The organism is Candidatus Krumholzibacteriota bacterium, from assembly GCA_016931295.1.
Lineage (GTDB): Bacteria > Krumholzibacteriota > Krumholzibacteriia > Krumholzibacteriales > Krumholzibacteriaceae > JAFGEZ01.
The window spans coordinates 199,075-215,013 of record JAFGEZ010000001.1; the positions used below are offsets into that span (position 1 = coordinate 199,075).

The following is a 15,939-nucleotide window of genomic DNA, read 5'->3' on the forward strand; positions in this document are numbered from 1 at the left end:
GCCGTTTTTTTTCCGCCTCACTCGATGACGGTGAAGCAGGCGGTTTGCCGGGCGACGGCGAGCGTGCGGCGGTCGGTCACCCGCACGCCGAGCCGGAAGACCCCCTTCGGGAGGGTCTCGGTGGCGATCTCGAGCCGCTGGACCTGGTCGGCGCCGTACCCCGAGGTGCGGAAGCTCGAGGAGACGACGACGCCGTCGTCGACGAGCACCGGTCCCCACCGGCGTTTCGCCGTCGGCTCGACGGTGAATTCGACATCGTAGAACGCGATCCCCTCGCCGTCGACGTCGAGATGGTAGATCTCCACGTAGAAGACGAGGGGGAAGGGCTTGAGGTACGTCCGCACGGGGTGGGGGACGACCTGGAGGTTTCCCCGCTGGTACGCCACCGGGTCCCCGGTCTCGCGGATCGAGGAGGCGAAGAGGATGTCGCTCAGGGCGAGGTCCCCCTCGAAATCGGGGACGACGACGTTCATCCTGCAGTCCGAGCGGCGGTCGGAGTTGGCATCGCAGGCTTCGAGCCCGAACCGGTACCGGCCCGGCTCGAGCGTGAGGACGAGGCTGCCGGGGAGCCACACGGGCGGCTCGGGGCGGTCGGCCGTCGCCTCGGCGAAGACGACGGCGCTCTCGCGCCTCACCTCGACGAGATGCTTGTCGCGGACGAGCAGTCGCACCGCCACCTCGCCGCGCCAGCCCTCCGGCGAGCGGACGAAGAGGACGCGGGACGCGGGAACGGCGAAGAGGAGCTCGGTGCGCGTCAGCCCGGGGCCGCCGCGGAAGGAGACGGCGTCGAAGAAGGCGCCGAGGGGAAGGGACGCGAACTCGCAGTCGTGGATGAAGGGTTTCCGGGCGACCACCGCGTAGAAGTTCTGCGCCATCTTCTCGGCCTTCTCCATCTCCCACGGACCCTGGAGCGCCATGGTCTCATGGTGCATCCTGCGGAGTTCCCGTCCCGCGACGAAATCGAGCATGTCCGGGTTGAGGGCGGCGGCCGCCGACATCCCCGGGTCGACGTGCTGCGGGAGCAGGGCGGGGAAGACATAATTGACGTCGTCCTCCCGGCGCTGCCCCTCGAGGATCTCGAGGGTCTGCCTGGCGGAGAAGGGATGCATGTAGACCCCCTCCCCCGCGTCGCGGAAGAAATCCCCCACCGTGCCGGGGGTCAGCAGGTATCGCCAGGTCTCGCTCGTCTCGAGAAAGCAGGTGTACTCGCCGGTCAGCATCTCGTCCTGGAAGGAGACGAGGAAGCCGTACCGGTGGAAATACCACACCTCGCCGGGCATCCGGTTGTCCAGCGCGCCGATCTGCGATTCGGTCTCCACGATCTCGTCCGGCTCCCCGTAGCGGATAAAGATCTCCCCGCGCCGGTCCCAGCCCGGCTCGCGCTGCGCGGGAAACCGCTTCCGCGCCTCGACGACCCGCCGCTCGTGCTCCGTGCGACGTTCGTTGCGGTCGGTGGCGGGCGTCGGGTCGAGGTCGATCCAGAAGCGATCGAGCCAGTCGCGCCGTTCCTGCCGCGTCGCGATCGAGAGGTAGGCGCGGCGCTGCTGGCCGTTCATGACGATGCGGAGGCCGGCGTACGACCATCGTTCGTCGTGGTCGAGACGCCCTGCGAGTTCCGTCTCGCCGGAGAAGCGTTCGATGAAGCCCTGCCCGGCGGCGGGCCGCGCGGCGAGCGCGCATGCCAGGGCCGCGCCCGCGAAACGCAGGACGGTGAGACGCGTCATGATCGTACCCCCCCGTGCCGATGCGCCGCCGCCCGGTCACTCGAGGACCGAGAAGCGGCCGCGTTTCTCGACCGACTGCATCGTCCGGCGGTCGAGGATCGTGACCTGCAGCTCGAACGAACCCTTCCAGAGGTTGTCGGTGGCGATCTCGAGCCGCTGGACCTGGTCGGCCCCGTAGCCCGAGGTCCGGAAGCTCGAGGAGATCGCCGGCGGGATCCCGGCGAACACCGGTCCGCGGCGGCGTTTCTCCAGCGGGACGATCCGGTACTCGATCTCGTACCACGAGAGGCCCTCTTCGTCGGTGTCCAGCCCGCTCACCTCGAAGTAGATCGTCAGGGGGAAGGGGATGCGGTAGGCGTGGATGGGGTGGGGGACGACCTGGAGGCCTCCCCTGGCGAACCGCGGGTTGTCGCCGGTTCCGGTGATGCGGCTGGCGAACATGATGTCGCTCAGGGCGAGACGCCCGTCCATCGGGGGCAGCTCGAGGTTGGCCGTGTAGACGCCCATGCGGCCGGTGACCGCGTCGATCGCCTCTATCCCGAGGCGGTAATAGCCCGGCTCGAGCGTCAGGGTCACCTGGCCGGGGACGAGACCGGGTTGCGAGGCCGTGTCGGCCGGCGCGACGACCTGCACCGAGTCGACGGCCCGGGCGACCGGGTTCATGCCGGCGTCGCGGGCGAGCACGCGGATCTCGATCCGGCCGCGCCGCGCACCGTCCACCACGTCGAAGCCGATCTCGGCGGTCGGCACCTCCACGTTCACCTCCGTGCGGATCGATCCCGGGCCGCCGCGGAAGGAGGTGACGTCGAAATAGACGGGAAGCAGGTTCTTTTCGAGGTCGAAGGAATAGATCGCCGCGCGTTCCCGGTCGTACTTGAAGAAGTTGTTCGCCGAGCGTATCCGTTTCTCCCTGTCCCATTCGGCCAGGAGGTCCTTCGGCTGCAGGGCCCGGAGGTCGGGATCGGCCATGTAGTCGATGTCGTCCGGATTGAAGGAGAGGATGTCCTTCAGGTCCTCCTCGTCCTCCCACTCGCGGCTGTCGACGAACTCGAGGACGTCGTACTTGTAGACGTCGTTGATCGCCTTGAGGCGGTCGAGCTCCTCGCGCGACGAACGGCCGATCTTCTCGATCGCGAGGATGTACTCGCCGTTCAGCAGGTAGTCCTGGAAGGTGATCGCCATGTCGAGCGAGGGATAGTACCAGAACTCCGCCGGCGGGTATTCGCCCGAGAAGGTGACCGTTCCCGGCTCCTTCGCGCGGAACCGCGGCAAACCGAACCGGATGAGCATCTCGCCGCGCCGGTCCCAGCCCGGTTCGGTCTTTTTCCGGAAGAGGCGGCGCGCCAGGGCCACCCGGGCCTCGTGCTCCCGGCGCTTCTCGTTGATCTCGGTCGCCGGCGTGGGATCGTTGTAGGCCCAGAATGTCTCGATCCATCGCTCCCGCGCGCGCGGATCCGCGGTGGTGAGGTACTGTTTCCGCTGGTAGGGATTGAGGAGGTACTGGAGGCCGAAGAAGACCAGGCGTTCCCTCCGGTGGAGGCGCCTGATGCCGTCGCGTTCCCCCGCGAAGGACTCCCCGGCCGCCCCCACGTTCCGGGGGGCCAGGCACGGCAGGAGAAGGAGGGCGACGGCCGCCGCCAGGAACATTCGTCGCCGTCTCGTCATCTCTGTTCCGCCTCCGTCATCGGTTCGCCCGGTGGAGCAGCACGCCGCCCACCGCGAGAAAGAGGATGTTCCCCGCCCAGGCTCCCAGGAGGGGGGGGATGACGCCGCTGTGGCCGAGCGCCTGCCCGATGCGGAGGATGCCGTAGTAGGTGAAGCTGACGAGCAGCGTCAAGCCGAATCCCGTCGCCATCGAGGGCTTTCGTTTCGCGGACGAGAGGGCCACGCCTATCACGGCGAAGATCAGGTTGGTGAACGGGAAACTGAACTTAAAATACAGGTCGACCTTGTACTTGTCAACCGGGCCGCCCCCGCGCCTGACCTTGTCGATGTAGTCGCGCAGCTCCCACCAGTTCATCTCCTCCGGGTCGACCTCCTCCTTCGCGAGGTCCTCCGGGCGCTCGACCAGCGAGGGCATCGGGCGGTTCTCGAAGGTCGTGATCCGCTCCGTGTCGCCGTCGAATTCGCGGATCGCGCCGTTGATGAACACCCACTGGCGGCCGTCCCAGAAGATCTTCCGGGCGTCGATCCGCCGCACGAGCCGTGGACCGTCGTACTCCTGGACGACGGCGTTGACGAGGACGTTGAGCGTCTTGTCGTACTTCTCGGCGTAGTAGACCCTGTTTCCCTCCCCCTGGTAGTGCAGCTCCTTCCGGTACCGGTTGGAGTCCCGCTGCGTCCGCCCCTCGATGTCGGCGGCCATGATGAGGTCCCCCCGGCGCTTCGCGAGCGGCACGACGAGTTCGCTGAAGGCCGCCGAGACGGCGCTGATCAGGAGGGCGGAGACGACGATCGGGGCGGCGACGCGGAGATAGCTCCGCCCCGACGCGATGAAGGCGGTGAGTTCGTTCTGCCTCGAGAGCTTTCCCAGCGAGAAGACGACGGCCAGGAGGACGGCGACGGGCAAGACGAGCGTGAGGATCCATGGAACGAGGTAGACGTAGTAGAGGGTGACCACCGCGATCGTCGCGTCGTGGTCGATGTAGTTGTCGATCTCCTCGCTGACGTCCACCGTGATGAAGATCACGGTGAAGGCGATCAGGCCGAGAAGGAGGTTCTGCCAGAACCCCCGGAGGATGTATCGATCGTGGATCTTCACGTGGCAGTCCCGTCGCTCGCGCCCGGCGGGCGCACCAGGGGGAATGATAGTCTACCGGGTCCTCTTGCGCCAGCGTTTCAGGACGTCGAGCCGCTCCCAGTTTATCGTCTGGGCCTCGCGGACCGTCGAGTGGAGAAGGAACGCGGCAGCCGCCGACAGCACGAAGTTCGGCATCCACATCGCGAGCCACGGATCGAGGTAGCGCCGGTCGGCGAGCTTCTCGCCGCTGATCAGGAACATGTAGTAGACGAGGAAGAAGAGGATGGAGAACCCGACCGACATCGTCATTCCCTTCTTGCCGGCCCTGATGGCGAGCGGGGCGCCGAGCAGGACGAAGACGATGCAGCTGAACGGGATCGAGTACTTCTTGTGGATCTCGACGCCGTAGCGCGAGATCTGGTTGCGGTTCGACTCGATGATGTGCGTCTGGGTCTCGAGGAAGCCGAGCGTCTGGCCGGCGGGATCGCTGATCGTGCGGGTCCGTGGCGTGGCCGGGGGCGTCCGCCCGTCCTCGACCGGTTCGGCGGCCTCGTCGGCCGGGCCGGCGAACTCGGGGAAGACGAGGGCGGCCTTCCCGAGGATCTCCCGCGAGGCGAAGCGGTGCATCTTCGTCTCGACCGCGGCGATGTCCTCCTCGATCTCCTCGATACGGCGCCGCATCATTCCGGCGCTCATCTCGCGGTCGCCCCGGTGGCTCCGCTCGGTGCGCCGGAGCGACCGGTCGGCGTCCTGGATGTTGAGGGTGAAGTTCCTGAAGGAGGTCCGCCGGTAGGAGGTGATGTCGCCGGCGTCGGGCATCTCGTGGATCTCGCCGTCCTCCAGCTCGAAACGCAGGACGTTGCGGTCGTCGAGATACTCCATCCGTCCCCTGGCGGCGACGATCGTCGTCGGGGAAGCCCCCTTCTTCTTCTCGGTGATGAGCACGTCCCGGATCTCGCCGGTGCGGTCATCCTTCTCGCGCACGTAGATCGTGTATCCCTCGATACCGTCGCTGAAGAGGTTCTCCTTGATCTCGAGCGTCGGCCGCATCTTGCCGATGGCGATCATCAGGTTCATCAGCCGGTGGTTGCTCTCGGGCAGGATGGCGTTGTTGTAGTAGACGAGGAAGCCGCCGAGCAGCACGGAGGCGAAGAGCACCGGCGCGATCATGCGGTAGAGGGAGACGCCGCTCGCCTTCATTGCGGTCACCTCGTTCTCCGCGGCGAGCTGGCCGAAGGCCATCAGGGTCGCCGGCATCACCGCCATCGGTATGATCAGCGCGTACATGTGCCCGAGGCTCAGCACGAAGAACTCGAGGACGACGAGGATGTCGACGCCCTTGCCGATGAACATGTCGAGCGAACGGAAGATGAAGTCCATCACGAAGATGAACGTGATCACGGCGACGCCGAACACGTAGGGGGCGACGTGGCTGCGAAGGATGTAGCGATCGAGCAGCGAGGGTCTCATACCGTATATGTAACACATCGGCGGGGCGGTCGGCACCGGATTTTCCCCGGAGGCGCCAGCGGGACGGGCCGCGGCCGCCCCCGGTGGAACGCTTCCTGCAGCATCGATCACGGACGCAGATGACTCCGCACCGGCGGGCCGGTACCCTTCTGTCGCTCAACCTCCTGCCCCGTCCGGTGTTGGCGAGACGGCGATGCGCGCGTGAGCCCCTGTTCGGCATCGGGACCGGGCGGCGGGGGAGAGGTACGCGTGTATCCGTTCGTGGACATATCGGGGGGCGAATGTCCCCGTCAGAGGACATGCGGCCGGAAGCAGGTACGTCGACAGAGCGGGTGGGACGAGTTGGCTTGCGGTAGACGGCTATTTCGATCGACCTCGGTGCGCCGGCCGGCGGCGATGTGCGCCGCGCTGGGGCTCCTGTTCGCCGCGTCGGCGCGCGCCGACAGCCTGCAGGTCGATCTCGGACGGATCTCGCGCGACCTCTCGATCCGCTACCACATCAGCGAACACGGCGCGCTCCCGCTCGACGTGATCCTCATCGGGACGCACGAGGACCACCCCGGCTTCTTCTACCCCAACTTCCTGCAATCGACATTCGACCTGCGCCGCGAGGTCCTCGAGTACGACGAAGCCACCGGCGCGCTCTTCCGCTTCAGCGTGCCGGGGTACGTCCGATTCATCCGCGCCGAGACGCGCGAGGGACCCTTCTTCGCCTTCCGCGAACGCGAGATCGAGGCGTCGCTCGGGGTCGAGGTGATCGACGTCGACGAGCTCGAACGCCGCGTCCGAAAGCGCGTGCGGCGGACGGTCTGGGTGGAGGACGTCAAGTACAACCTCGGACGCGATCTCGAGGCCGGCCACGGGCGGGGGTTGATCAACATCGACATCCCCATCTCGCTTCCCCGGCAGATAGAACGGATCATCGGGCGGGGCGAGGAGACGAATCTCACCGTCTCCGGCCGCGAGAGCATCCGGATCGGCGGCGAATCCAACTGGTGCTCGAACTGCCCGCAGACCGAGGGGCGGCCGTCGCAGCAGAAATTCCCCGACCTCGACATGGAGCAGCAGCTCACCGTCAACCTCCACGGCAACATCGGGGAGAAGATCAACGTCGCGATCGATCATTCCTCGACGGGCGGCGGGATGGCGTCGGTGAACCGCGTCCGGCTGAACTACACGGGGTTCGACGACGAGATCATCAAGCTCATCGAGATGGGCGACACGGATCTCACCCTGACCGGCGCGCAGCTGATCAGCTACTCGGGTTCGGCGAAGGGGCTCTTCGGCGTCAAGGCGGTGGCCCAGGTCGGCCCCCTCGACCTCACCGTGATCGCCTCGAAGGAGGAGGGGGAGACGGCCTCGGGCACCTATACCTCCTCCGGCGGCGCGACCGGGGAGACGCGGATCCCGGATTACGGGTACGTGAGCCGCAAGTACTTCTACCTGGAATGCCCCGGCACGGACTTCCTCTATCCGAACCCCGGGTTCTACGAGAACTACGCCGTCGTCGGCGGGGCGGACGAGGTGGAGGTCTTCATCTCCCTTCGCGACGACATCAACGAGGAGAACACCTACGAGGGGGCCAAGTACAACATCGTCGCCTTCGAGGATCCGGGGAACGACGGGATCGACGACGCCGACCGGTCTCGCGGCGGGCTCCAGCTCAGGTTCAAGAAGCTCGAGTGGGGGATCGACTACGACTACGTCCAGCAGTACGTCTCCGAATCGATCACGAAGTACATCGGGTTGCGCCTCTACCAGAACCTCGACGATCGGCGGGCCCTCGCCGTCCGGTACCGGATGACCGACGGGACGACGCAGACCGTGATCGGCGACTACCTCGTCCCGGGGATCGGGAGCGAGTCGGCGCCCCTCGAGGCAGAGCTGATCTGTCCGCCCGACAACGATTTCACGCCCGCCTCGAACACGTGGAAGATGATGATGCGCAACGTCTACGCGATCGGCGTCTCGAACGTCAGCGCCCGCGCGCTCGAGGTCTCCATCGAGAACCGCTCCTTCCGGGAGAATGCCGACGTCGATTCCCTCGGGATCAGCTACCTGCGCATCTTCGGCCTCGACCTGATCGACGAGAACACGACGCCGCCGAGCGCCGGCGCGGACACCCGGATCGACGACGACCCGGCGATCCTCAATCTCGACGTCGGCTACATCATGTTCCCCTGGCCCGAGCCCTTCGACATCCCCGAGATCGTCGTCCGGTCCTACCTCAACGACACGCTGCCGCCGGAAAACCAGTTCGCCTTCGGCGAGCTGCCGCTGCGGCCGATCATCTACAACAACGAGAACCGCACGGAGATCGAGCGCGACCACCAGTTCGACCTCGTCGTCCGCGGCGGAGCGAGCCAGAAGAGCTTCCAGCTCCCCGCGATCGACATCATCGACGGGAGCGAGTCCGTCACGGTGGACGGCACCAGGCTCTCGCGGGGCATCGACTACGAGATCGACTACGGGTTCGGGCAGATCACGCTCAAGGGGGACATCGTCAACGAGATGACCCCCGATTCGAAGGTCACGGTCAACTACCAGTACAAGCCCCTCGTCGGCGGGGGAAAGACCTCGCTCCTCGGCGTCGGCGGCGAGCTCAGTCTCTCCTCCAACTCCCGCATCAACGGGACGTTCCTCTACAACTCCGTCGGCACGCCGCGGTACAAGCCCCGCCTCGGCGAGGAGCCGACGAAGAACATGGCGGCCGACATCAACGGCAACTTCAGCTTCAACCCGCGGTGGATGACCTGGATGGCCAATCTCCTCCCCCTCGTCGACACCGATCTCCAGAGCAGCCTGAACATGGCGGGGGAGATCGCCGTCTCCATTCCCGACCCGAACACGAAGGGCGAGGCGTTCATCGACGACATGGAGGGGATCGAGGACGCCGACCAGATCAGCCTCCTCCGGCGGTCCTGGTACGAGGCGAGCCCGGCGCTCCAGCTCGATCCGAACGATCCGTCGGGCGAGACCTACGTGATGCGCGATCTCTACGACGTGCCGGGTTTCGATTTCTGGTGGTACAACCCGAACCGCGAGACGCAGGAGTACCTCGTCACGAGCAAGCGGGACATGAATCCCGACCTCGACACGCGCGAGAATTCCTCGGTGACGACCCTCTTCTTGCGGGCGGTCGATTCCACCGGCGTGAACGACGACGACAAGTGGTTCGGCGTCATGACCGGGTTCCCCGGCGGGCTCGATCTGACCAACGCCCAGTACATCGAGATCTGGGTCAACGATTACCAGCCGGAGGCCGATCGCCGCGGCGGGGTCATCCATATCGACTTCGGCCGCATCGACGAGGATTACCACAACCCCGACCTCGGCGAATGGGACGACGAGCGCGATCCCGAGACGAAGCTCTGGAACGCGGCGGACAACGATTTCGGATTCTCGGACGAGAGCTGCCTCTATCCCGTCAACATCAACCAGGAGTACGATCCCCTCCTCGATCTCACGCCGAACATCAACTGCCGGGGCCGGAACGGTTACCAGGATTCGGAGGATCTCAACAAGAACGGAACGCTCGACGAGACGAACGCCTTCTACACGATCGAGGTGCCCCTCGCCTCGGCGGCGCTCATCGACGTGCAGCGCGACTTCGACAAGACCCGCTACTCCGATTACTGGTACGAGGGAGACCAGGACAACAACCTCGTCAAGGCCTGGCGGATGTACCGGATCGACCTCTCCACGGCGAGGCTCGTCTCGCCGACCGGCTCGGAGCCGCGGCAGGACGCGATCCAGCACATGCGCGTCTGGATCGACAGGACCGATTCGCTCGACGGGCTCCGCTGGCAGTTCGTCGAGATCGGCGGGATGAAGATCGTCGGCAACCAGTGGGAGTTCAACGGGGTCCGCGATCTCGAGGGCGTCCGGATCGTCGCGCCCGCCGGCTTCGACGCCGAGATCGGTTCGATCAACAACAAGGAAGCCCCGGATTCCCTCTACCGCCCGCCCTACACGGTGGACGAGGAGGAGGGGATCGAGAACCGCGAGCAGTCGCTTCTCCTCGGCTTCGAGAACCTTCCCGACACGACGCAGTTCCAGGCGGTGAAGCGCTTCTTCGGGGAGGGACAGAACTTCGAGCAGTACCGCGAAGTGCAGTTCTTCGCCTATCCCGACGTCGACAATCCGTACGACTTCGAGCCGGGGGAGACGATCTACGAGTTCTTCCTCCAGTTCGCCTACGACAGCAACAACTACTACGAGATCGGCGTGCCGGTCTCGAAGGAGGACATCCGCCGCTGGGTCTACGCGACGGTCGACCTGGCAGACCTGACCAACCTCAAGATCGGACAGATTGAGGACACCGTGTCGGCCGTCATCGGCGACGTCGTCGATCCGGATCGCTCGTACGTCGCCCGGGTCAGGGGCGATCCGACCTTCTTCAAGGTGCGCTACCTCTTCGCCGGCATCCGCAACGACACGGGGCGGTTTCTCCGCGAGGGGAAGGTCTATCTCAACGACATCAAGCTCGGCGGCGTGAGGCGCGACATCGACCACGCCGAGCGCGTCAGCATGTCGGCGAATTTCGCCAACGTGATCCAGCTGAGCGCGAGCCTGCAGCGGACCGGTCCCGAGTTCCGCTCGCTTCGGCAGAAGGCGGGAAGCGGCGTGACCAACACGGGGATCAACATCCAGGGGAAGACGAAGCTCAACCACGTCATCCCCACGCTCGGCTTCGACATCCCCGTCTCGGGAAAGCTTTCGCAGACGCGGGCCCTGCCGAAGTACTTCCCGAGCTCCGACATCGAGATCCAGGACGAGGCGGTCAGGGACAGCCTGCGGACGGTGAACAACTCGCGGAGCTACAGCGTCTCGCTCAGCCGGAAGGGATCGAGCAACTGGCTGATGAAGCACCTCTTCGACAACCTCAAGGCCTCGATGAGCTGGTCGAAGAGCACGGCCAACTCTCCCCGCAACATCGACACGACGTACACGACGAGCGGGAGCGTCAACTACACGGTCCACTTCAGGAAGAACAGGCAGCTCGGCCTCTTCAGGGGGATCAAGTGGCGCTGGTGGCTTTCGAACCTGACCTATACGGGGAGCGCCTCGCGGACGAAGAAGAAGGCCTTCTCCTGGACGTCCGGCGAGTTCGTCGCCAGGCCGTACAGCTACAACGCGCAGTGGGACAACGAGGTGTCGACGCTCTACGATCCCTTCGAATCGGTCAAGCTGAGCTTCAGCATGCGGGAGCACCGCGTCCTGCAGCCCGACGACCTCATCGGCCACCGGACGGAGTATTCCCACAACATCATGTTCCAGTTCAAGCCGGGAGCGAATTTCCCCCTCATCTCGCAGTTCACGCCCGACTTCGAGTACCGGGGCCGGTATCGCGAGGATCTCCGTCCATCGATCCGCGAGGGCGACGATCCCTTCGGGACGCGCGACGCATGGGCTGACCGGAACATCAACCTCCGGTTCGACGTCGACCTCGGGCGGTATCTCGGCGGCGTCGGACGGTTCATCGGCGTCCTCCACGAGGGTGAGGGCGGCGCGGGAGGCACGCGCCGGCGGGGCGGCGGTCTCCAGGACATGAAGAAGAACTTCAAGGACTGGCTCCAGCAGCAGAACCAGCCGCAGCCGAGCGAGAAATCGGGGCAGCAGGAATCGATCTTCGATCTCCAGCAGACGACCCCGCCGGCGACGCCCCCGGCGACGCCGCCCGCGACGATTCCCGCGGGTGGCGAAACGCAGGCTGCGGGGTCAGCCGACCTGGGCGAGCTCGGCATCAGCAGGCCGTTGCCCGGGGCGCCCGCCGCCGCCCGCGCCGATACGACGGCTGCCCCCGACACGACGGCCGCCCCCGCCGACACGGTCGAGGCGAAGGGGCGCGACCCGTTGCTGCTTCCGCGACACCTCTTCCTGCTTCTGAGCCGCATCGATCCCGTGCGGACCTCGATCAGGCTCGATCGGAGCTCGTATTACCAGCGTCTCCACGAGCGGGCGTCGTTCCCGTACCAGCTCGCCTTTACCGACGACGCCGGCGTGCCCGGCAAGTCGGGCGAGAAGGAGCACGAGCCGGTCCGCGCCACCTCCAATCTCGTCATCGATTTCAGCTCCGGCCTCCAGCTCACCGGCGATCTCGACGTCGAGATCAGGATGGGGATCAATACGTCGTCCACCGACGTGGACGGCACGACGACGAACGAATCGGAGCGGCTCACCTGGCCCTCCCTGACCTTCCGCTGGCAGGGACTCGAGAGGTACGGCATCCTCAAGCGCTACATCAAGCAGAGCGACCTGACCGTCAAGTTCGAGCGGAAGACGTCGAAAACGTCGCGCAAGGACCAGGTGGACATCATCATCGGCCCCAACTGGAACCTCACCTGGAAGAACTCCCTCATCACGAACCTCGCCGTCACCTACGGCCAGAGCGACTGGGAGGAGGCGACCGAGACGTTCTGGAAGAAGTCCTACTCGGTCAATCTCGACCTGAAGTACGATTTCGAGCGGAGCGAGGGCTTTTCCGTCCCCCTGCCCTGGCTCAGTTCGAAGAAGATCAAGTTCACCAGCAAGCTCTCCACGGGATTCAACATGGGATACTCGAGCGCGTCGAGCTTCAACGCCCCGGCATCGACGATCATCACCATGTCGCCGCGGGCCACCTACCGGTTCAGCAACCGCATCACCGGCTCGGTCACGGGGACCTATTCGCGGACGGCCGGGGGGGTTCTCGGGTACGTCTATCACCGGGTCGGCCTGCACGTGCAGACCGAGTTCACCTTCTGACGGAGGAGACGGATGAGGACACAAGCGATCGCCGCCGCCACGATCCTCCTCGCCTCGCTCGGCTGCGGGGCGGGCGAGTTGCCCCGCTTCGACGGCGAGAAGGCCATGGCGCTGCTCGTGCGGCAGTGCGAGATGGGGCCGCGCTACCCGGGCTCGGCGGCGCACCGGGAGTACCGGAAATGGCTCGTCGACCGCCTGGAATCCTGCGGCGCCTCCGTCTCGGTCCAGCCCTTCGACGGGGTCCTCTCGACGGGCGATACGCTCCGTCTCGTCAACATCATCGGCAATTTCAACGGGAAAGCAGGAACGCGCGTCCTTCTCGGCGCCCACTACGACACCCGCCCGCGCGCCGATCGCGATCCCGATCCCGCCCGGCGCGACGAACCGATCGTCGGCGCGAACGACGGCGCGAGCGGGGTCGCCGTCCTTCTCGAGATCGCCCGGCTTCTCGGGGAGAGCGAACCTCCCGTCGGCGTCGATATCGTTCTCTTCGACGGGGAGGACTACGGGGAGGAAGGGAACCCCGACGACTACTGCCTCGGTTCGGCCTGGTTCGCGGCGCATCTGAGAGGCTATCGCCCGGTTGCCGTCGTGGTCGTCGACATGATCGGCGAGCGCGGCGTCGAGATCCCCGTCGAGGGGTACTCCGGACGGTACGCACCGCGCGTCGTCGACGAGCTGTGGGGGATCGCCGGCGACCTCGCCGTCGACGCCTTCGTCCGCAAGCCCGGCCCGGCCGTCATCGACGACCACGTCCCCTTCATCCGCGAGGGTCTGCAGGCGGTCGACCTGATCGATTTCGAGTATCCGTGGTGGCACACCCTCGAGGACACGCCCGACAAGTGCTCGGCCGAGAGTCTCGAGGCGGTCGGCACGGTGCTCGTCGCGTGGATCTGGTCGCTCTGATCGCATAGATTTTACTTGCGTTTCACTCGTTTTTCGACTAGGTATGTATGTGTCTGTGACTGGTGGGGCGGGGTCGCCCCATTTGTTTTTCCCGACACGGAGCGTGACGATGGTCGTCGAGGCCGAGCTCGCCGGTATCGTGGAGCGCGAGGTGGAGAGCCTCGGCTTCGAGCTCGTCAAGATCGAAACCGCCGCGAGGGGCCGGAGACGACTGCTCCGTCTGTACATCGACCGCCCCGAGGGGGCCGTGACGATCGACGATTGCGTCAAGGTCACCCGCGCCGTGGGATTCGTTCTCGACGGCGAGGAACGGTTCCCGGGTCCGTATATCCTCGAGGTCTCCTCCCCCGGGATCGACCGGCCCCTGACCCGGCCGTCCCATTTCGAGCGGTTCGTCGGCCATGCCGCGAAGGTGCGCATCGACGGCGAGGACGGGAAGGCGCGGACGGTGACCGGGGAGATCGCGGGCGTCGGAGACGACGGCGTTCGCCTCTCCGTGGGAGAGGAAACGGAGACCGTTCCCTGGGACCGGATACGTTCGGCCTCCCTCCGCGGCGAGATTCCCGTCCCCGGGAAAGAGCCGGGAGGGAAGGGGAAAGGTCCTTCCCGGAAAAGACTTTGACAGTTTCGGGCGGCTGCCCTAGAATTCGATGACCTACCCATGACGGGAGCGACACGGTAATGAATACGGGTTTCATTGATGCTTTCGCGCAGATCATCCGCGAGAAACGGGTGGACAAGAACACGCTCGTCGAGACGATCAAGATGAGCCTCGCCTCCGCCGCACGGCGCAAGCTGGGGCAGGAGGCCGAGATACAAGTCCACCTGGACGAACAGAAGGGCGTTCTCGAGGTCTTCCGCATCTGGAAGGTCGTCGAGGAGGTCGAGGACGATGTCCTCGAACTGTCGCTCGAGGATGCCCGCGAGATCGACGAGGAGGCCGCAATCGGCGGCGAGGTGGCCGAGGAGCTGCCGATCGTCGAGTTCGGGCGCAACGCCGTCCAGACGGCGAAGCAGGTCCTCACCCAGCGGGTCCGCGAGGCCGAGCGCGAGCGCATCTACGATGAATACAAGGACAAGGTCGGCGTCATCGTCGTCGGGACGGTGCGCCAGGTCGATCGTGGCAACATCCTGGTGAACCTGGGCCGCGCCGAGGCGTACCTGCCGCTCCGCGAGCAGATCCGCAAGGAGCGCTACAACCAGGGCGAGACGATCCGCGCCTGCATCATCGAGGTGGACAAGGAAGCGCGCGGGCCGCAGATCATCATCTCGCGCACGAGCGAGCTCTTCCTTCGGAAGCTCTTCGAGCAGGAGGTGCCGGAGATCTTCGACGGCGATGTCGAGATCAGGAGCATCGCCCGCGAGCCCGGGGGCCGTTCGAAGATCGCCGTCTTCTCCCGGAGCGACAAGGTCGACGCCGTCGGCTCCTGCGTGGGCATGAAGGGCTCGCGCGTCCAGGCGGTCGTCAACGAGCTGCACGGCGAGAAGATCGACATCGTGCCCTGGAACGAGAACCAGCACGAGTACGTCTCGCGCGCCCTGGCGCCGGCGAAGGTCTCCTCCCTGCGGTTCAACGAGTCCGAATCGATCGTCCTCGCGATCGTCGATGACGACCAGCTCTCGCTCGCCATCGGCAGGGAGGGGCAGAACGTCAGGCTCGCCTCGCGGCTCACCGGCTGGAAGATCGATCTCACGACGGTGCGCGAGACCGAGCGGCGCGACCGGCTCGAGCAGAAGCTCCAGATGGACATCTCCGAGATGTACGGAGTCACGCCGCGGCTGTCGGGCAAGTTGAAGAACTGCGGCATCCTCACCGTCCAGAAGCTCTACAAGACTCCCATCGAGGAGATCCTCGGGATCGAAGGCATCGGGCCGAAGACGGCGGAGAAGCTGAAGGCCACCGCCGCGGAAACCAACGAGGAGCTCAACCGCGCCCTCGAGGAACTGCTCGTGAAGGAGAAGGAAGAGGAGGCGGCCAAGAAGCAGCTCTTCGACGACGAGGTCTTCGCGGACGACGAGGAGGCGAAGGAAGAGGCCAAGCTCACCGAGGAACAGCTCTTCGGCAACCTCGGGGACGATGACGACGAGGAGGACGAGGGGGAGGACGAGGACGCCGCGAGCGGCGAGGCCGAAGAAGGCGGCGAGGACGACGACGAGACCGGCGGCGCCTCGGAAAACGAGGACGACGACGGACCCTCCGACGGGGAAGAGGCCGTGGAACCCGACGATACGCATATCGAATCCGCGGAGGCGTCCGATGACGACGCCGTGATGCGATCCGCCCCCGACGAGGGGGAGGAGACACCCGCACCCGCGGACGAGGAGCCTCACGGAGAGGACAAGGTCGACTGA

8 protein-coding genes are annotated in these 15,939 nt (G+C 65.8%); 4 read left to right on the top strand and 4 right to left on the bottom strand.

Translation table 11 applies throughout. The features are described 5' to 3' along the window. Positions 1–17: 17 nt before the first annotated feature. Genes JW876_00805 through JW876_00820 form a run of 4 tightly spaced genes read right to left on the bottom strand, consistent with a single transcriptional unit; the run spans position 18 to position 5,934 of the window. Positions 18–1,724 carry a GWxTD domain-containing protein gene (locus tag JW876_00805; GenBank protein MBN1884044.1) on the bottom strand — a complete coding sequence of 569 codons (1,707 nt, stop codon included), beginning with the start codon at positions 1,722–1,724 and terminating at the stop codon, positions 18–20. Positions 1,725–1,760: 36 nt separating this feature from the next. Beyond that, positions 1,761–3,389: a GWxTD domain-containing protein gene (locus JW876_00810; protein ID MBN1884045.1), complete on the bottom strand. Its 1,629-nt coding sequence runs from the start codon at positions 3,387–3,389 to the stop codon at positions 1,761–1,763. Between the two features lie 16 nt (positions 3,390–3,405). After that, entirely contained in the window at positions 3,406–4,485 is a 1,080-nt protein-coding gene (locus tag JW876_00815; GenBank protein MBN1884046.1) for an LptF/LptG family permease, read from the bottom strand. Between the two features lie 51 nt (positions 4,486–4,536). After that, complete coding sequence (locus JW876_00820; protein ID MBN1884047.1) at positions 4,537–5,934, bottom strand: LptF/LptG family permease; 1,398 nt, start codon at positions 5,932–5,934, stop codon at positions 4,537–4,539. Between the two features lie 342 nt (positions 5,935–6,276). On the opposite strand from JW876_00820, the gene JW876_00825 reads away from it, so the two are divergent. From JW876_00825 to nusA, 4 genes are all read left to right on the top strand, one after another. Then, the gene (locus JW876_00825) at positions 6,277–12,681 is read left to right on the top strand and encodes a hypothetical protein (protein MBN1884048.1); all 6,405 of its coding nucleotides are present in this window, start codon (positions 6,277–6,279) and stop codon (positions 12,679–12,681) included. Between the two features lie 12 nt (positions 12,682–12,693). Then, a complete protein-coding gene (locus JW876_00830) occupies positions 12,694–13,587 on the top strand; it encodes a M28 family peptidase (protein ID MBN1884049.1) in 894 nt (297 codons plus the stop codon). Between the two features lie 103 nt (positions 13,588–13,690). After that, positions 13,691–14,209: a ribosome maturation factor RimP gene (locus JW876_00835; GenBank protein ID MBN1884050.1), complete on the top strand. Its 519-nt coding sequence runs from the start codon at positions 13,691–13,693 to the stop codon at positions 14,207–14,209. A 59-nt stretch (positions 14,210–14,268) separates the two neighbouring features. Continuing rightward, positions 14,269–15,939: a transcription termination/antitermination protein NusA gene (gene nusA / locus JW876_00840; GenBank protein MBN1884051.1), complete on the top strand. Its 1,671-nt coding sequence runs from the start codon at positions 14,269–14,271 to the stop codon at positions 15,937–15,939.

What these genes read in the sequence shown, in the direction of transcription:
- JW876_00805 (MBN1884044.1), bottom strand. Translation starts at nt 1,724, where the DNA reads ATGACGCGTCTCACCGTCCTGCGTTTCGCGGGCGCGGCCCTGGCATGC.
- JW876_00810 (MBN1884045.1), bottom strand. Translation starts at nt 3,389, where the DNA reads ATGACGAGACGGCGACGAATGTTCCTGGCGGCGGCCGTCGCCCTCCTT.
- JW876_00820 (MBN1884047.1), bottom strand. Translation starts at nt 5,934, where the DNA reads ATGAGACCCTCGCTGCTCGATCGCTACATCCTTCGCAGCCACGTCGCC.
- JW876_00830 (MBN1884049.1), top strand. Translation starts at nt 12,694, where the DNA reads ATGAGGACACAAGCGATCGCCGCCGCCACGATCCTCCTCGCCTCGCTC.
- nusA (MBN1884051.1), top strand. Translation starts at nt 14,269, where the DNA reads ATGAATACGGGTTTCATTGATGCTTTCGCGCAGATCATCCGCGAGAAA.